Source organism: Streptomyces boluensis, from assembly GCF_009908195.1.
GTDB lineage: Bacteria > Actinomycetota > Actinomycetes > Streptomycetales > Streptomycetaceae > Streptomyces > Streptomyces boluensis.
Window position 1 is genome coordinate 1 of record NZ_JAAAHS010000028.1, and the last position, 16,359, is coordinate 16,359.

The window sequence follows — 16,359 nt, forward strand, 5'->3', positions numbered from 1 at the left end:
CCGCTTGACCACCGTGATGGGAAGGACTACCCCGAGGTGCCCCCACCGCCTCCTCCCCTCGGGCGTGCCCGCAGGCGTGCCGCACGCGTCTTCGACCCGGCCCTCGACGACACCGAACTGACCGCCGCCCGCGCCGAGTTGGAGCGCGGCCGCTGGACCGGCACGCGTGCCCTGCTCGCCGCCACCGGGCCCGACTGGGACCGCCGCGGCCACCGCCTCGTCGTCCTCGGGCAGGTCCCCGCCGCCCGTTCCTGGGCGCGCGAGTGGCGGCTCGCCGAACCCGAGAGCGCGGACGCCGCGGCCCTGCTCGCCTGCGCCACCGTCAGCCGTGCGCTGCGCGGCAAGGACCGCCCCGAACACGCCCAGGACGCCTGCCGGGACGCCGCCGAGCTCGCCCCCGACGACCCCACGCCCTGGCTCGCCCTGCTGCTCCTCGCCCGCGGCGTCGGCACCGAGGAAGAGGTGGTGCGCCTCTTCGACGAGGTGCGCCACCGCCACCCCGCGCACCACCACGCCCACCACCTGATCGTCGGCCGCCTCGCCGAGCGCCGCGCCGACCTGGGCCAGGACCCGCTGCACGAGGTGTACGACTTCGCCTCCTGGGCCGCCGACCAGGTCCCGCCCGACTCGCCGCTCGCGATGCTGCCGGTCGTCGCGCACGCCGAGCGGTACCGCGTACTCGCCGGTGCCGGCCGGGCGTCGAACGCTCCGGAACGCTCCGGGCACTGGACCGGCCGCCGCGCCCGCCTCGTACTCAAGGCCGCCTTCGACTGGTGGCTGGAGTGGGACGGCGCCCAGCACCCGCGCGGCCGTATCGACCTGAACTTCCTCGCCCACGCCAAGTTCTGCGAGGGCCGGGCGGCCGAGGCGGCCGCCCTCTTCCACCGCATCGGGCCGTACGCCACCGAGGAGCCCTGGGCCTACCCCGGACGCGACCCGTCCGAAGCGTTCAGGGCCGCGCGCAACGCGGCCCTCGGAGCCGCATGAACCCCACCCCGAAAGGACCCGACCCCACCATGTCGACGGGCAGTTCGAGCACTTCGAGCACTTCGAGCACGAGGAGCGGCGGCGCCGCCCGTAAGAGCAGCCGGATCAACACCTACAAGGGCCAGGACCGGGCGCTGCGCGCAGGCCGCCTCGGCACCGCGGGCCTGCTGCTCTCCGTCCTCGCCGCCAGCGCGCCGCTGATGGTCGTCGCCGGGGTCATGCCCACCACGTTCGGCGTGATGGGCATGGTCGGACAGCCCCTCCTCTTCGTCATCCTGGGCGTCGTCCTGGCCCTGTTCGGCGTCGGATACGCGGAGATGAGCCGGCACGTGCACAACGCGGGCGCCTTCTACGCGTACATCTCCCGCGGCCTCGGCGGCACCGCCGGCGCGGGCGCATCGCTGGTGGCGCTGGTCGCGTACAGCGCGATGCAGGTCGGCATCTACGGCATCTTCGGCTTCGAGGTGTCCGGTCTCCTCGCCACGTACCTGGACCTCCAAGTCGCCTGGTGGGTACCGGCGTTGGCGGCTGTCGCCCTGGTCGCCGTGCTCGCCTGGCTGAAGATCGACCTCAACGCGCGCGTGCTCGGTGTCCTGCTTGTCGTCGAGTGCCTGCTCGTCGTCGTCTTCGACGTGGCGGCCGTCGCCGAGCCCGCCGCCTCCGGACTCTCGCTCGCCGCCTTCGACCCGGACACGCTCAGCGGCGCGGGCCTCGGCACCGCGCTCTGCTTCTGCATCGCCGCGTTCGTCGGCTTCGAGCAGGCCCCGGTGTACGCGGAGGAGACCAGCAGGCCGCAGGTGGTCGTGGCCCGCGTGATGTTCCTCGCCGTGGGCTTCGCCGCACTGTTCCTCGCCCTCAGCTCCTGGGCGTACACCGTGGCGGCCGGGCCCTCCGGTATCGTCGGCGCGGCCCGCGAACAGGGGCCGGGGCTGCTGTTCGGCCTGACCGAGGCCCGGCTCGGCGCCGGCTTCACGGACCTCCTGCACATCCTCTTCGTCACCGGCATGTTCGCGGCGATGCTCAGCTTCCACAACGTCGTCGCCCGGTACGCCTTCGCCATGGGCCGCGAGGGACTGCTGCCCGCCGCCTTCGGCCGGACCAACAGGGCCAGCGGGGCGCCCGGTTCGGGCTCGCTGCTCCAGACCGTGATCTCGGTGGCGGTCGTACTCGCCTTCGCCGTCACCGACGACCGGCCGGCCGGCGACCCGACGGTACCGGTGCTGCGCCTCTTCACCTGGATGGGCAATGTCGGCGCCCTCGGCATCATCGCCCTGATGGCCACCGCGTCCCTCGCCGTCATCGTCTTCTTCGCCCGCCGCGGCGCCGCCCGCGCCCAGGCCTGGCGCCTCGTCGCCTCCGGCCTCGCGGGCCTGGCCCTGCTCGTGATCGCCGTCTACACGGTCAAGGACTTCGACGTCCTGGTCGGCGCGGGCCCCGGCTCCGCCCTCGCCTGGCTCCTGCCCGGCGTGATCGGCGCCGCGGCGCTCGTCGGCCTGCTGCACGGTGCGATTCTCCGCACCCGCCGCCCAGAGGCCCACGCCCGCATAGGCCTGGGCAACGAGGCGTTCCAACTGGAGAAGGCGAGGGAGGGTGGCCCCGGATAGGGCTTCTTCCCCAGTCCCGCCCCTTCCCGAAGTCCTGCCGGACGGGCCTCCTCAATCGCCGGAGGGGCTGAATTTGGCTGAGCATTTTGGCGCAGCCATCAGCCCACGCCCGCAAATTTCAGCCCCTCCGGCGTTTGAGGAGCGGGGGTCCGGGGGCTGGCCCCCGTGGCTGTCCGCAGGACTTTCGGGAAGGGGCGGGGAGGGGAAGAAATGACGGAACACTGACGATGCCCCGCACCCCCTGGCCCCGACAGGCATCGAGTGCTCCACTCGACAGCGTGAGCAGCACACCACACGAAGCACCACACGAAGCACCACACGAAACCCCGGGCGGATCCCCGGACGACGACGACCCCCACGGCACCCCCATCGGCCGCCGCATAGTCCTGGGCATGCTCGGCCTCGGCGCAGCCGGCGTCGCCGCCGCACCGCTCCTGCAGCGCGGCGTAGACGCCGTGGCGAGCCGGGACCCCACCGGACTCACCGACGTACTGCCCGCGGGCGGCGCGTTCCGCTACTACTCGGTGGTCGCCTCCGTACCGCACAAGAGCCCCCACGACTACCGGCTGCGCGTCGACGGCCTGGTCGAGCGCCCGGCCACCTACAGCCTGGCTGACCTGCGCGCAGAGCCGCAGACCCGGCTGGTGCGCGACGTGCAGTGCGTGACCGGCTGGCGGGTGCCCGACACCCCCTTCGAGGGCGTACGTCTGTCCCGGCTGCTCGACGCCGCCGGGGTCCGCCCGGAGGCCGGTGCCGTCCGCTTCACCTGCTTCGACGGCGCGTACAGCGAGAGCCTCACCCTCGAACAGGCCCGCAGGGACGACGTGTTGGTGGCCCTTCGTATGCAGGACAAGCCGCTCGGTCACGCCCACGGCGGCCCGGTGCGCCTCTATGTCGCGCCCATGTACTTCTACAAGTCGGCGAAGTGGCTGTCGGGCATCACCGTCACCGCCGACGTCCAGCCCGGCTACTGGGAGCAGGAAGGCTATGACGTGGACGCCTGGGTCGGCCGGTCCAACAGCCGCGACGACGCCCCGACCACCTGAACCACCCGTACGGGCCCGCCGGTTCAGCGCCGCCGAGCGCTGGGCGCACGGCACGACCGCCGCCCTGATGCTCGTCTGCATCGCCTCGGCGGCCTGCCTGTACGTGCCGCAGCTCGCCCAGCTCGTCGGCCGCCGCGCCCTCGTCGTCACCGTGCACGAGTGGACCGGACTGCTGATGCCGGCGCCGTTCCTCGCCGGCCTCGCCTCCCGCGCGCTGCGCGCCGACGTGCGCCGGCTCAACCGCTTCGGAACGCACGACCGCCGCTGGCTGCGGGCTGCGCTGCGCCGCGAACGGGGGCCGCGCCCGCACGGCAGGTTCAACGCGGGGCAGAAGCTGTACGCGGGCTGGATCGCGGGCGCGGTCCTGGTGATGCTCGGCACCGGCCTGCTGATGTGGTTCACCGACCTCACCCCGCAGGCCTGGCGCACCGGCGCGACCTTCGTCCACGACTGGCTGGCCCTCGCGGTGGGCGTGGTCGTCGCCGGTCACATCGGGATGGCCGTCCACACCTGGCCGCTGCGGCAAACACACCAACCCCTCGTCACAGAGCGGGAGTTGCGGCGCGACGACGTCCCCTAGACCCGCTCCAACAGCGCCGCAGCCGTGCCCGCGACCTCCTCCGACGCGGGCGTCACCTCCACCGCGACGCCCACCTCGTCCGCCCCGAGCGTCGCGAACTGTGAGTCGAGCAGCGAGCTCGGCATGAAGTGCCCCGCACGCGCCGACTGCCGCGCGGTGATCAGCTCGCGCGAGCCGTGCAGATGGACGAAGACGATGCCGGGCGCGGCCGCCCGCAGCCGGTCGCGGTAGCTCCGCTTCAGCGCCGAGCAGCTCACCACACCCCCGAGCCCGGCACGCCCCCGCGCCCAGCGGCCGATCGCGTCCAGCCAGGGGAGCCGGTCCTCGTCGGTGAGCGGGGTGCCGGACCGCATCTTCGCCACGTTGGCCTCGGAGTGGAACGCGTCCGCCTCCGCGTACGGCACCCCGAGCGCCTCGGCGAGCAGCGGCCCGACCGTGGACTTACCGGTGCCGCTCACGCCCATCACCACGACGACCCGACCGGGCTCCATCGTTCCCCACTCCCGCCGCGCCGGTCCGTACCGCTACTCGTACACGTCCCCGTCGACGTACACCCACGCCCCGTCGAGCCGCTCGAACCTGCTGCGCTCGTGCAGCGCGCCGGGCCGCCCGCCCTCCACGTACCGGGCCCGGAACGTCACGGTGCCGGTGCTGTGGAACGCGCTGCCCTCGGAGCTGTCCAGGATCTCCAGGCCCACCCAGCGCATCGACCCGCCCGCCTCGAACCCGATCCGCGTCGGCCGGGTCCTCGGGTGCCAGGTGCGCAGCAGATACGCCTCGTCCTCCACGGCGAACGCCGCGTACCGCGAGCGCATCAGCTCCTCGGGGGAGGCCGCGGCGCCCTTCCCGGAGTGCAGCCGCCCGCAGCACTCCGCGTAGCCGAGGGCTCGCCCACAGGGGCACGGTGACGTCGTACGAGGAGACATGCCGCCCATTGTGCCGCGCGGCCCTGACACCGGCACGGCGCCCCCTCGCTCCCTGTTCATAGGGGTGCACGCACTGTCATTTGGTATCCCATTTACTCGCGTAGCGCTCCGTAAACACTCCCGCATTTCTCCCGCAACCCCTTGACCGCCAGGCAAGCGCGCCCGTAGCGTCCCGGTCACCTGCTTCGGAATTTGGATTTCGGTATACCGAAATCGCTTGAAAGGCGGCTGGTGTGACTACAGCTCAGGGCGCTTCGCGCACAGGAGAGGCGTCGCTCGACGGCGGTACCGAGTCGAGCGCCGCGAACGCCGGCACCAGCTCGCGTCTCTACAGTCCGGACCTCGCGCCGACCCTGAAGGAAGGGCGCAGCTGGAGTGGCTACAGCGTGTTCACGCTGTGGGCCAACGACGTGCACAGCCTGGGCAACTACGCCTTCGCGCTCGGCCTGTTCGCGCTCGGACTCGGCGTCTGGGACATCCTCGCCGCCTTCCTGCTCGCCTCGGTCTTCCTCTTCGGCCTGCTGACCCTCTCCGGGTACATGGGCTCGAAGACGGGCGTGCCGTTCCCCGTGATGAGCCGCATCGCGTTCGGCATCCGCGGCGCCCAGCTCCCCGCCGTGATCCGCGGCGGCGTCGCCATCGCCTGGTTCGGCATCCAGACCTACCTGGCCGCGACGGTGCTCTCCGCGCTGCTCAAGGAGCTGATCCCGAGCCTCGCCTCCTGGGAGCAGCACAGCGTGCTCGGCCTCTCCGTGCTCGGCTGGGTCTCGTTCCTCGTGCTGTGGGTCATCCAGGTGCTGATCGTCAGCTTCGGCATGGAGGCCATCCGCAAGTACGTCGAACTGGCCGCGCCCGCCGTCCTCGTGACGATGCTCGCGCTGGCCGTCTGGATGTTCGCCAAGGCCGACTGGTCCATCGCGATGGACGCCGGGAACGCCTTCACCGGCGCCGACCGCTGGCTGCACATCCTGGAGGCCGCCGCGCTCTGGGTGGTCATCTACGGCACGTTCGTGCTCAACTTCTGCGACTTCACGCGCTCCGCGAAGAGCAACCGCTCGATCAACCTCGGCAACCTCATCGGCATCCCGGTGAACATGCTGTTCTTCGCCGTGATCGTGGTCGTCCTCAGCGGCGCCCAGTTCAAGCTCAACGGCAAGGTCGTCACCAGCGCGTCCGACATCGTGCAGACGATCCCCAACACGTTCCTGCTGGTCCTGGCCTCGCTCGCGCTGATCGTCCTGACCGTCGCGGTGAACCTGATGGCCAACTTCGTGGCGCCGGTCTACACGCTGGTCAACCTCTTCCCGCACAAGCTGAACTTCCGCCGTGCGGGCGTCGTCAGCGCCTCCATCGGCCTGGTCATCCTGCCGTGGAACCTCTACAACAACCCGGTCGTCGTCAACTACTTCCTCGGCGGCCTCGGCGCCCTCCTCGGTCCGGTCTTCGGCATCGTCATGGCCGACTACTGGCTGATCCGCAAGACCCGCGTGCACGTCCCGCACCTCTACACCGAGCACCCCGAGGCCACGTACGCCTACCGCAAGGGCATCAACCCCCGCGCCGTCGGAGCGTTCGTCCCGGCCGCCACCCTCGCTGTGGTCATCGCACTCGTCCCGGCGTTCAAGAGCGTCTCGGGCTTCTCCTGGTTCATCGGCGCCCTGGCCGCCGCCCTGCTGTTCGTCGTCCTGCCGGGCCGCCCCACGGTCCCCGAAGAGGACGTCGACGGCGAGGCCATCGCCGTACCGAGCGCCTGAGCGGACACAGCCGCACCAGCCCCACCCGCACCACCACGCGAGAAATCAGGAACCACACGCATGCGACTCCTTGTCGTCAACGTCAACACCACCGAGTCGATGACCAAGAGCATCGGCGAGCAGGCGGCGAGCGTCGCCGCCCCCGGCACCGAGATCGTGGCCCTCACCCCGGAGTTCGGCGCCGACTCCGTCGAGGGCAACTACGAGAGCCATCTCGCCGCCATCGCCGTCATGGAGGCGGTCCGCGCCTACCCCGAGCCCTTCGACGCGGTGATCCAGGCGGGCTACGGCGAGCACGGCCGCGAAGGTCTCCAGGAGCTGCTCGACGTACCGGTCGTCGACATCACCGAAGCCGCCGCCACGACCGCCCAGTTCCTGGGCCGCAGCTACTCCGTCGTCACCACCCTCGACCGGGCAGTCCCGCTCATCGAGGACCGGCTCGCCCTCGCCGGGCTCTCCGCCCGCTGCGCCTCCGTACGCGCCAGCGGCATGGCCGTGCTCGACCTGGAGCGCGACCCGGCCGCCGCCGTCGAGGCGATCGTCGAGGAGGCCGCCCGCGCCGTCGAGCAGGACCGCGCCGAAGTCATCTGCCTGGGCTGCGGAGGCATGTCCGGACTCGGCGAGAAGGTCGTCGAACGCACCGGTGTGCCCGTCGTCGACGGCGTCGCCGCCGCGGTCACCATCGCCGAGTCCCTGGTCCGCCTCGGCCTCAGGACCTCCAAGGTCCGCACCTTCGCACCGGCCCGCCCCAAGCACTTCAAGAACTGGCCGCCGAGCAACTGACGGGCCCCCGCCCGCACATACGCAACCGCCCGCAGCCTCCGACAGGGTTGCGGGCGGTCTGCTGTCCGCACCCGGGTACGCCCATGTGCCCGTACGCGAAGACCCGTACGTGAAGACCCGTACGGGCACACGAAGAAGCGGGCCGTGACCCGAAAGTCACGACCCGCTTCGACTGTGTCCGAGGGGGGACTTGAACCCCCACGCCCGATAAAGGGCACTAGCACCTCAAGCTAGCGCGTCTGCCATTCCGCCACCCGGACCGGTGACCCGCAGTTTCCCGCGGCGACGTGGAAAACCATAGCAAACATTCGAGGGCCCCTGATCACACCCCCGGGCGACGTGAACGGCGCATTGCGCCCCGCGCCCTGCCTTGGGGAGCGGGGGGTCGGCGCGCGAGTATGTGAGGGACCACCAGCGGCAACTCGGGAGGAACAGCGTGAGCGAGTCGAGCAGGGGCGAGAAGACACCGTCGGTCTCCGGCGAGGACGAGGTCGTCGACCTCTGCCGTGACCTGATCCGCATCGACACCAGCAACTACGGCGACCACTCGGGTCCCGGCGAGCGCAAGGCCGCCGAGTACGTGGCGGAGAAGCTCGCCGAGGTCGGCCTCGAACCGCAGATCTTCGAGTCCCACCCGGGCCGCGCCTCGACGGTCGCGCGGATCGAGGGCGAGGACCCGTCCAAGCCCGCGCTGCTGATCCACGGCCACACCGACGTCGTACCGGCCAATGCGCAGGACTGGACCCACCACCCCTTCTCCGGCGAGATCGCCGACGGCTGCGTCTGGGGCCGGGGCGCGGTCGACATGAAGGACATGGACGCGATGACCCTCGCGGTCGTACGCGAGCGGATGCGCAGCGGCCGCAAGCCCCCGCGCGACATCGTGCTCGCCTTCCTCGCCGACGAGGAGGCCGGCGGCACGTACGGCGCGCGCCACCTCGTCGACAAGCACCCCGGTCTCTTCGAGGGCGTCACCGAGGCGATCGGCGAGGTCGGCGGCTTCTCCTTCACCGTGAACGAGAACCTGCGCCTGTACCTCGTGGAGACCGCGCAGAAGGGCATGCACTGGATGCGGCTCACCGTGGACGGCACGGCGGGCCACGGCTCCATGACCAACGACGACAACGCCATCACCGAGCTGTGCGAGGCGGTCGGGCGCCTCGGCCGGCACAAGTGGCCGATCCGCGTCACCAAGACCGTCCGTTCCTTCCTCGACGAGCTCTCCGACGCCCTCGGCACCGAGCTCGACCCGGAGAACATGGACGAGACGCTCGCCAAGCTCGGCGGCATCGCCAAGATGGTCGGCGCGACCCTCAAGAACTCCGCCGCCCCCACGATGCTCGGCGCCGGGTACAAGGTGAACGTCATCCCGGGCCAGGCCACCGCCCACGTCGACGGCCGCTTCCTGCCCGGGTACGAGGATGAGTTCCTCGCCGACCTCGACCGGCTCCTCGGCCCGCGCGTCCAGCGTGAGGACGTGCACGCCGACAAGGCCCTGGAGACCGACTTCGACGGCCGCCTCGTCGACGCCATGCAGAGCGCGCTCAAGGCCGAGGACCCCATCGCGCGCGCCGTGCCGTACATGCTCTCCGGCGGCACCGACGCCAAGTCCTTCGACGACCTCGGCATCCGCTGCTTCGGCTTCGCGCCGCTGAAGCTGCCCCCGGAGCTGGACTTCGCGGGCATGTTCCACGGCGTGGACGAGCGGGTCCCGGTCGACGGTCTGAAGTTCGGGGTGCGGGTGCTCGACCGTTTCATCGACGCTTCCTGAACCGCCCCGCACTCCGATAATCGCCCGCTTGTGCGCACTTGACTGAAAAGGGTGAATGGGGCCGTGGCCTCGTAGCCATGCCCCTTCCTCCTCGTTACAGGTGGTGCAGTCCGCGGCTGGGACTGCATGGCCAACAAGGAGGAAAAATGATCAAGAAGGTCGTCGCTGCTGCGGCTGCCGCTGGTGGTCTGGTGCTCGCTGGCGCGGGCCTGGCCGTCGCTGACTCGGGTGCTCAGGGCGCTGCCGTGGGCTCTCCGGGTGTGCTCTCGGGCAACGTCGTGCAGGTGCCCGTGCACGTGCCGGTGAACCTCTGCGGCAACACGGTCTCCGTGATCGGGCTGCTGAACCCCACCTTCGGCAACACCTGCGCCAACAACTGACGTGTTGTGCCTCACCCCTTGAGGGGTTGAGCCCGCGGCCCCGGAGTGCGCCTCATGCACTCCGGGGCTGCTGGGCATTAGGCGCACGTCCCGAGGTGGGGCGTGCGCGTTCCCAGTAGTTCCAAGACAGGGAAGTACCTATGCGACAGGTCACGCGCAAAGGCCTGATCACCGTGGCGGCCGCGAGCGGCGTTCTCGCCGTCACCGGTTACGCACACGCCGACTCGGCCGCCAACGGCGGCACCGAGCGGTCGCCCGGCGTCGCCTCCGGGAACAGCGTCCAGGCCCCGATCGAGGTGCCGGTCAACGTCTGCGGCAACACCGTGAACGTCATCGGGATCCTCAACCCGGCGGCGGGCAACGGCTGCGCCAACGAGTCCGACGGCACGTCGACGTCCGACAGCGGCAGCTCCACGGGCACGGAGGACTCGGGCGGCGGTGCGACCGCCGACGGCGGCGCGAGCGATTCGCCCGGAATTCTCTCCGGCAACAGCGTCGAGGCCCCGGTCTCCGTCCCCGTGAACGCCTGCGGGAACTCGGTCACGGGCGTCGGCGCCCTGAACCCCACCACGGGCAACGGCTGCGGCAACGACGCGGGAGAGGCCGTCACGCCTCCGGGCGAGGACAACCCCGGCGGCATCATCGTGGACAGGGCCCGGCACGCCGACCCGAACGAGCCGAAGACTCAGCTCGTCACGTCGACCAGGGGTGTCGAGCTCGCCCAGACCGGCAGCGACCTGCCGCTCGGAGTGGCGGTGCCGGTGGGCGCGGGTCTGCTTCTGACGGGCACCGTGCTGTACCGCAGGGCGCGCGTGGGGGCCTAGTACACGCGCAGGTAGGACGACGGAGTGGGACCCGCGGTCGCGGAACCCACTCCGTTCCTTTGTTCACCAGGTGGCGCGTACCTGGCGGATGATCCGGCGGCGCAGCCGCACCCTGCGACTCCCGTCCCGGCGCAGGCTCAGTCGGTCCAACTCCCAGTGTCCGTACTCCGCGTGGTCCGTCAGTAGGCGGGTGGCGTCCTTGCGGGACACCCCGCGTGGCACATACACGTCGACAAATTCGTATTCCGGCATCGCATCTATTGTGCGGGCAGCGCCCTGGTACGGATAGCGTCTGCACTATGTCTGATGCTGCGCAGCCCACAGCTGCCGAGGTACGCGCCGCCGCCGAGGCGGTCAAGGCCGCGCTCGACGCCCACCTGGCGGCCGTCGAGCAGAGGTCGGGAGAGGACGACTCGGGCGTCTACGAGGCGTTCAACCAGCTGGCCGCGGCGGCGGAGGTGTACGACGAGCTGCTCTACGACGCCTACGACGAGGTCACGCCCTTCGAGATCCCCGGCGCGGAAGACAGCCTTCCGCCCTACACGGGCCCGGACGAGCCGAACGCGCTGAGCGTGCTGATCCGCCGGGACTACACGGTGGCCGAGCCGCAGCGGCTGCGGGCGCAGGCACAGCGCGTAGCCGACCTGGACACCGACACCGCGGCGGGCGAGCCGTCCTCCGCGGGCGTCGTGGGGCACAGTGTGCACGCCGCGCTCGGTGTGCTGTTCGGCGAGTTCGAGCCGGACGAAATCGCCTCGCGGCACAAGGAGTTCGGGCTGGAGGAGGGCGACTCCACCCTGTGGGTGGCGGCGTCGGACGAGCCGTCCGAGCCGGGGGAGTGGCTGGATACCCCCTTCGACCAGGCCGACCCGCAGCAGATCGTGTGCCGCTTCGACGTGAGCTCCGTCTTCGACGAGGAGCTGGACGACGAACTGGACGGCCTGGGCGGCGCGTCCGGCGCCGGCGAGGACGACGAGTCGGCGCGGCCGGACAGCGACCTGCCCGGCGCCGCGCGCTGAAGCCGCTCCGCCGCCATACCTCGGGCGGTTGAGCCGCATCGGGCCACGTCAGTCGACCGTACGAAGGCGCCCGCCGGGATCATCCCGGCGGGCGCCTTCGCGTGTGATGCCGTGGTCGGTCAGGGCTCCTGGCGCGCTGCCGTGGCGCCCGCCGACGGGACCTGCGTACGCAGCAGTGTCTGCAGCCGGGTCGTGCGGGGCTTGGCCGGGCGCTCCGCGACCGCGCGCGGCAGCGCCTGCTCCACTCCGTGCACCACGGAGAGGTGCCGCTCCCCGCGCCCGAACGCGGTGTAGACCCACGCGCGGGTCAGGCCCTGCGCGGCGTCGCCCGGCAGCACCACGACCGCGGCGGGCCAGCGCTGTCCGACCGCCTGGTGCGCGGTGAGCGCCCAGCCGTGCCGCACCGACTGCTCCACCCGCTCCTTGGGTACGACGACGGGCTCGCCCTCGCACTCCAGGTGCAGCCCGTCCGCGTCGGCGCGCACCACACGGCCCTGCCGAGTGCGTCCGGGTGCGGGGGAGTACGCGACCCGGTCCTCCGGGTCGAAGCCGCCGAACCGGCCGGGGCCGGGGTTGAGCCGCTCCTTCAACGCGGCGTTCAACGCGCGCGTGCCCGCGGCGCCGCCGTGGCCCACCGTGATGACCTGGGTGGCGTCGGCGGGCAGGCTGAAGGCACGCGGCACCGAGTCGGCGACGAGCTGGACCGTACGGTGCACTGCCTCGCCCGCGTCCCGCACCGGGACGATCACCACTTCCTTGCCGGGGGCCGCCACCTGGTTCAGCTCGCCGATACCGATGCCGGAGACCAGCTCGCCGATCGGGCCCTCGTCCGGGGTACGGGAGACGACGACGGGGCAGGCGCGGGCGCCGAGCAGGTCGGCGAAGACCCGTCCGGGACCGGCCGACCACAGGGCACCCGCGTCACCGCTCAGGACAAGTCGCGCCCCGTCGGGCAGCGACTCGACAAGCATCGCCGCGCTCTCCACGTCCAGCTGCGGGGCGTCGAGCACCACGAGGAGATCGACGTCGAACGCGCCCTCCGCGTCCCGACCCGGACCCTCGGCGCCGGACAGCAGCCCGGCCACCGTGACGACGGCGACGCCCTCGGCCGGTGTGCCCAGGGACCGGGCGAAGGCACGGCGGCCGTACGCGGTGTGCGTGGCGGCGCACACGCGCAGGCCCGCGGCAGCGGCGGCGGCCGCGAGCGCGGCGGGTTCGGCGCGGGCCGCCTCGCCGCCGGTGTGCAGCACCAGGCCGCTGCCCGCCACGGCCCGGATCAGCTCGGCCGTGGAGCCCCGGCCCGAGGCCGCGCCGAGCAGCGCCGCGTGCTCCGGAGTCTCTTCCTTGGCAAGGGAGTTGACGACCCGGGCGAGGGCGTCCGCGAGGCTCTCCTCCGCGAGCGCGTACCGCTCGAGGCCCACCAGGACGCGTACGGGCCGCTCCTGCTCCTCCTCGGACCCGTCGGGCTCCTCCGAGGTGCCCTGTTCGGGGGCGGTGGCGGCCGGGGCCGGGGTGTCCTCCAGGGCGTCCTGGAAGACCAGCAGGTCACCCTCGGAGATCGCGCTCTGCACGGCCGCGTCGGCGTCCGCGACGCCATAGCGCCCGAGGGCGGATGCGAGGGCCGGGGCGTCGAGGGCGGTGTGGCCCGCGACGGCCGCCTGCTCCAGGAGCCAGACGGCGACCGCGCGGTTCCTGCGCTCGTCGTCGGGGGAGCCGGCCTCGCCGAGGAGCGCGCGGGCGAACCCGTCGGCCTGCTCGGGGCGCACCCCGGCGATCCGCAGCAATTGCCAGGGGTCCTCGCGCAGTACGGCTTCCGCGACCTCGCCGAGCGTCGCGGCGGCCTGTTCGGCGAGGCTCGCGGGGGCGCCGCCCTCGGCGAGTACGGAGCGCACCGCGTCGACGGCCTCGGCCGCGGGCGCCTGGGTGCCGGACCGCACGACCGGCTCGGGCCCGCGGGCCGGCTCGGGTGCGGGGCGGCGCGGCGCGGGTGCGTCCTCGAAGACGCGCACCGGCTTGGCTCCGGTCTCCACGGCACGCACCGCGGCCAACAGGTCGGCGGCCTGTCCGTGCAGCTTGGTGCCGCTGGCGATGGGCTCGTCCCGCTCGGCCTTGCGGCGCGCGATCCGCTCACGGTGCTCCCGCTGGGCGGCCAACTCGGCCTCGGCCTCGGAGAGTTGCGCGGCACCCGCTGCGGCGTCGGCCTCGGCTGAATCCGCGTCGGCCGTCTCAGCGGGCGTCTCGGCGGGCGTCTCACCGGTTTCGGCAGGCGTCGCCTCGGGCGCGGCCGGCTCCGTGCCGGATGCGCTCGGCTCCGTGCCGGGCTCGGTCGTGGCTTGTGCCGGCCCGTCGTCGGTGCCGGGCTCGCGCGCGGGCTGCCCGGTCTCCTCCGTGGCGGCGGGCTCCGTACTCACAGCGTGCTCCAGTCCTGGTCGGGGTAGCGGTGCACGGGCGCCGACACATCGTCGAGGGCCCGGCAGATCTCGTCAGGAAGACTAAGGCTCTCCACTGACAATGCCGCCGTGAGCTGCGAGGCGTTGCGCGCGCCGACGATCGGGGCGCACACCCCGGGCCGGTCCCGCACCCAGGCGAGCGCCACCTGCAGCGGGGTGGTCGCGAGGCCGTCCGCCGCCGTCGCCACCGCATCCACCACCCGGCCCGCGGCCTCGTCGAGATACGGCTCGACGAACGGCGCCATCCGGTCCGACGCACCCCGCGAGTCGGCGGGCGTCGAGTGGCGGTACTTGCCGGTGAGCACGCCGCGGCCCAGCGGTGACGACGGCAGCAGGCCCACGCCGAGGTCGAGCGCGGCCGGCAGCACCTCACGCTCCACACCGCGCTGCAGCAGTGAGTACTCCATCTGCGTGCTCGCCAGACGGGTGCGCGCGCCGGGGGTGGCGAGCTGCCAGGTGGCGGCCTTGGCGAGCTGCCAGCCGCAGAAGTTGGACACCCCCGCATAGCGCGCGCGGCCGCTGGACACCGCGATGTCCAGGGCCTGCAGGGTCTCCTCCAGCGGAGTCGCCGGGTCGAAGGCGTGCACCTGCCACAGGTCCACGTAGTCCGTACCGAGGCGCTGGAGGGAGGCGTCGAGGGCGGCGAGGAGGTGGCCGCGCGAGCCGTCGAAGCGCCGCTCGGGGTCCGGGACGCTGCCCGCCTTCGTCGCTATGACCAGGTCGCGGCGTGGCACCAGACCCTCGATGAGCTGCCCCAGGACGTACTCCGCCTCGCCCGCGCCGTACACATCCGCCGTGTCGACGAGGGTGCCGCCCGCCTCCCAGAACGTCTTCAACTGGTCGGCGGCGTCGTGCTCGTCGGTGTCCCCGCCCCAGGTGAGGGTGCCGAGCCCGATCCGGGACACGCGCAGGCCGGTGCGGCCGAGATGCCTCTGCTCCATGGGCGCTGAGGTTACTGGTCACTCGCGGCACCCGTGCGGCCCTGTGGACAACCGGTCCGGTGCGCCTGTGGACAACCGGCCCTGACGGATCGTGGGGTGGCACGCTAGAGTCCGCGACACAGAGACGTTACTGATGAGTAAGGGGATCGGCCCATGCGACTCGGGATCAACCTCGGCTACTGGGGTGCCGGGATGGACGCGGACAATCTCGCCGTCGCCAGAGAGGCCGACAAGCTCGGCTACGCGGTCTGCTGGGCCGCCGAGGCGTACGGATCGGACGCGGCCACCGTGCTGTCCTGGGTGGCGGCCCAGACGGAGCGCATCGATGTCGGCTCCGCCATCTTCCAGATCCCGGCCCGCCAGCCGGCGATGACCGCCATGACGGCGGCCACCCTCGACTCCCTCTCCGGTGGCCGCTTCCGGCTCGGCCTCGGCGTCTCGGGCCCGCAGGTCTCCGAGGGCTGGTACGGCGTGAAGTTCGACAAGCCGCTGGCCCGCACGCGCGAGTACGTGGAGATCGTCCGCAAGGCCATGACCCGCGAGCGCCTCTCGTACGAGGGCGAGCACTGGACGCTGCCGCTGCCCGACGGGCCCGGCAAGCCGATCAAGCTCACCGTGCACCCGGCCCGCGAGCACATCCCGGTCTACATCGCCGCGATCGGCCCGAAGAACCTGGAGCAGACCGGTGAGATCGCCGAGGGCGCGCTGCTGATCTTCCCCTCCGCCGACCACCTCGAGGACACCGCGATCAAGTACCTCCGCGCGGGCCGGGAGAAGGCGGGCCTGACGATGGACGGCTTCGACGTCTGCCCGACGGTGCCGCTGGCGCTCGGAGGCTCCGACGACGCCTCCGTGTCCGCGCTCGCCGACATGTTCCGCCCGTACACGGCGCTCTATGTGGGCGGAATGGGCAGCCGGAAGCAGAACTTCTACAACCAGCTCGCGCAGCGCATGGGGTACGAGAAGGAGGCCGCCGAGATCCAGGACAAGTACCTGTCCGGCGACAAGGACGGCGCGGCCGCCGCCGTACCGCGGCAGCTGATCGACTCGACCACCCTGCTCGGCTCCGTGGAGCGGATCGCGGAGCGGATGCAGGCCTACGCGGCGGCCGGAGTGACGACCCTGACGCTGGCTCCGGCGGGCTTCACGCTCGACGAGCGGCTGGCCGCGCTGCGTGCGGGCACCGAGGCCCTGGAGCGGGCCGGGCTGGCGTAGGGGGGGAGAAGAAGCGCTGCGGCCGTGGTGGGGGCTCGGGGGGTCCTCCCCGCCACGGCCGTCATGCGTTACAACGCGC

The 16,359-nt window shown here is 72.1% G+C and carries 16 protein-coding genes and 1 tRNA gene; 11 read left to right on the top strand and 6 right to left on the bottom strand.

The window, feature by feature from the left end; translation table 11 throughout:
* Nucleotides 1-36: 36 nt before the first annotated feature.
* From GUY60_RS06360 to GUY60_RS06375, 4 genes are all read left to right on the top strand, one after another.
* The gene (locus tag GUY60_RS06360; protein WP_161694682.1) at nucleotides 37-987 is read left to right on the top strand and encodes a hypothetical protein; all 951 of its coding nucleotides are present in this window, start codon (nucleotides 37-39) and stop codon (nucleotides 985-987) included.
* A gap of 29 nt (nucleotides 988-1,016) precedes the next feature.
* Nucleotides 1,017-2,591: an APC family permease gene (locus GUY60_RS06365; protein WP_187369945.1), complete on the top strand. Its 1,575-nt coding sequence runs from the start codon at nucleotides 1,017-1,019 to the stop codon at nucleotides 2,589-2,591.
* Nucleotides 2,592-2,983: 392 nt separating this feature from the next.
* Complete coding sequence (locus tag GUY60_RS06370; RefSeq protein WP_246234377.1) at nucleotides 2,984-3,637, top strand: molybdopterin-dependent oxidoreductase; 654 nt, start codon at nucleotides 2,984-2,986, stop codon at nucleotides 3,635-3,637.
* Entirely contained in the window at nucleotides 3,579-4,217 is a 639-nt protein-coding gene (locus tag GUY60_RS06375; protein ID WP_161694684.1) for a cytochrome b/b6 domain-containing protein, read from the top strand. Before GUY60_RS06370 ends, GUY60_RS06375 begins: the two co-directional genes overlap by 59 nt.
* Here GUY60_RS06375 and GUY60_RS06380 read toward each other — a convergent pair.
* Together GUY60_RS06380 and GUY60_RS06385 are read right to left on the bottom strand one after the other, a co-directional pair.
* On the bottom strand, nucleotides 4,214-4,708 hold the full coding sequence (locus GUY60_RS06380) for a gluconokinase (protein WP_161694685.1): 495 nt from the start codon (nucleotides 4,706-4,708) through the stop codon (nucleotides 4,214-4,216). The genes GUY60_RS06375 and GUY60_RS06380 overlap by 4 nt on opposite strands.
* Before the next feature lie 33 nt (nucleotides 4,709-4,741).
* Nucleotides 4,742-5,152: a YchJ family protein gene (locus GUY60_RS06385; protein ID WP_161694742.1), complete on the bottom strand. Its 411-nt coding sequence runs from the start codon at nucleotides 5,150-5,152 to the stop codon at nucleotides 4,742-4,744.
* A gap of 224 nt (nucleotides 5,153-5,376) precedes the next feature.
* Here GUY60_RS06385 and GUY60_RS06390 point away from each other — a divergent pair, with 224 nt between their 5' ends.
* Both GUY60_RS06390 and GUY60_RS06395 read left to right on the top strand, forming a co-directional pair.
* A complete protein-coding gene (locus GUY60_RS06390; RefSeq protein ID WP_161694686.1) occupies nucleotides 5,377-6,897 on the top strand; it encodes an NCS1 family nucleobase:cation symporter-1 in 1,521 nt (506 codons plus the stop codon).
* 60 nt (nucleotides 6,898-6,957) lie between these two features.
* A complete protein-coding gene (locus tag GUY60_RS06395; protein WP_161694687.1) occupies nucleotides 6,958-7,680 on the top strand; it encodes an aspartate/glutamate racemase family protein in 723 nt (240 codons plus the stop codon).
* A gap of 175 nt (nucleotides 7,681-7,855) precedes the next feature.
* Here GUY60_RS06395 and GUY60_RS06400 read toward each other — a convergent pair.
* Nucleotides 7,856-7,940, bottom strand: a tRNA-Leu gene (locus GUY60_RS06400).
* A 176-nt stretch (nucleotides 7,941-8,116) separates the two neighbouring features.
* Between GUY60_RS06400 and GUY60_RS06405 the strand changes: the two genes are divergently transcribed.
* The 3 genes from GUY60_RS06405 (at nucleotide 8,117) to GUY60_RS06415 (ending at nucleotide 10,655) form a co-directional block, all read left to right on the top strand.
* Nucleotides 8,117-9,451, top strand: coding sequence for a M20/M25/M40 family metallo-hydrolase (locus GUY60_RS06405; protein ID WP_161694689.1), 1,335 nt, complete (start codon nucleotides 8,117-8,119; stop codon nucleotides 9,449-9,451).
* Between the two features lie 146 nt (nucleotides 9,452-9,597).
* Complete coding sequence (gene chpH, locus GUY60_RS06410; protein ID WP_161694691.1) at nucleotides 9,598-9,831, top strand: chaplin ChpH; 234 nt, start codon at nucleotides 9,598-9,600, stop codon at nucleotides 9,829-9,831.
* Nucleotides 9,832-9,971: 140 nt separating this feature from the next.
* Nucleotides 9,972-10,655: a chaplin gene (locus GUY60_RS06415; protein WP_161694693.1), complete on the top strand. Its 684-nt coding sequence runs from the start codon at nucleotides 9,972-9,974 to the stop codon at nucleotides 10,653-10,655.
* Nucleotides 10,656-10,718: 63 nt separating this feature from the next.
* On the opposite strand, the gene GUY60_RS06420 is transcribed toward GUY60_RS06415, so the two are convergent.
* Complete coding sequence (locus GUY60_RS06420; RefSeq protein ID WP_111666225.1) at nucleotides 10,719-10,907, bottom strand: DUF5703 family protein; 189 nt, start codon at nucleotides 10,905-10,907, stop codon at nucleotides 10,719-10,721.
* Between the two features lie 47 nt (nucleotides 10,908-10,954).
* Here GUY60_RS06420 and GUY60_RS06425 point away from each other — a divergent pair, with 47 nt between their 5' ends.
* Nucleotides 10,955-11,674, top strand: a complete 720-nt coding sequence (locus tag GUY60_RS06425; protein WP_161694695.1) for a hypothetical protein — start codon at nucleotides 10,955-10,957, stop codon at nucleotides 11,672-11,674.
* 119 nt (nucleotides 11,675-11,793) lie between these two features.
* Here GUY60_RS06425 and GUY60_RS06430 read toward each other — a convergent pair whose 3' ends face one another.
* Together GUY60_RS06430 and GUY60_RS06435 are read right to left on the bottom strand one after the other, a co-directional pair.
* Nucleotides 11,794-14,085: a helix-hairpin-helix domain-containing protein gene (locus GUY60_RS06430; RefSeq protein WP_187369944.1), complete on the bottom strand. Its 2,292-nt coding sequence runs from the start codon at nucleotides 14,083-14,085 to the stop codon at nucleotides 11,794-11,796.
* Nucleotides 14,082-15,065 carry an aldo/keto reductase gene (locus tag GUY60_RS06435; protein WP_161694697.1) on the bottom strand — a complete coding sequence of 328 codons (984 nt, stop codon included), beginning with the start codon at nucleotides 15,063-15,065 and terminating at the stop codon, nucleotides 14,082-14,084. Before GUY60_RS06435 ends, GUY60_RS06430 begins: the two co-directional genes overlap by 4 nt.
* 153 nt (nucleotides 15,066-15,218) lie before the next feature.
* Here GUY60_RS06435 and GUY60_RS06440 point away from each other — a divergent pair, with 153 nt between their 5' ends.
* Nucleotides 15,219-16,280 (top strand): LLM class F420-dependent oxidoreductase, encoded by a 1,062-nt coding sequence (locus tag GUY60_RS06440; RefSeq protein WP_161694699.1) that lies wholly within the window; start codon nucleotides 15,219-15,221, stop codon nucleotides 16,278-16,280.
* Nucleotides 16,281-16,359 lie beyond the last annotated feature (79 nt).

Coding starts and splice junctions, on each gene's coding strand:
- GUY60_RS06415 (WP_161694693.1), top strand. CDS start 9,972: ATGCGACAGGTCACGCGCAAAGGCCTGATCACCGTGGCGGCCGCGAGC.
- GUY60_RS06380 (WP_161694685.1), bottom strand. CDS start 4,708: ATGGAGCCCGGTCGGGTCGTCGTGGTGATGGGCGTGAGCGGCACCGGT.
- GUY60_RS06365 (WP_187369945.1), top strand. CDS start 1,017: ATGTCGACGGGCAGTTCGAGCACTTCGAGCACTTCGAGCACGAGGAGC.
- GUY60_RS06425 (WP_161694695.1), top strand. CDS start 10,955: ATGTCTGATGCTGCGCAGCCCACAGCTGCCGAGGTACGCGCCGCCGCC.
- chpH (WP_161694691.1), top strand. CDS start 9,598: ATGATCAAGAAGGTCGTCGCTGCTGCGGCTGCCGCTGGTGGTCTGGTG.
- GUY60_RS06375 (WP_161694684.1), top strand. CDS start 3,579: ATGACGTGGACGCCTGGGTCGGCCGGTCCAACAGCCGCGACGACGCCC.
- GUY60_RS06420 (WP_111666225.1), bottom strand. CDS start 10,907: ATGCCGGAATACGAATTTGTCGACGTGTATGTGCCACGCGGGGTGTCC.
- GUY60_RS06385 (WP_161694742.1), bottom strand. CDS start 5,152: ATGGGCGGCATGTCTCCTCGTACGACGTCACCGTGCCCCTGTGGGCGA.
- GUY60_RS06370 (WP_246234377.1), top strand. CDS start 2,984: ATGCTCGGCCTCGGCGCAGCCGGCGTCGCCGCCGCACCGCTCCTGCAG.
- GUY60_RS06440 (WP_161694699.1), top strand. CDS start 15,219: ATGCGACTCGGGATCAACCTCGGCTACTGGGGTGCCGGGATGGACGCG.
- GUY60_RS06435 (WP_161694697.1), bottom strand. CDS start 15,065: ATGGAGCAGAGGCATCTCGGCCGCACCGGCCTGCGCGTGTCCCGGATC.
- GUY60_RS06395 (WP_161694687.1), top strand. CDS start 6,958: ATGCGACTCCTTGTCGTCAACGTCAACACCACCGAGTCGATGACCAAG.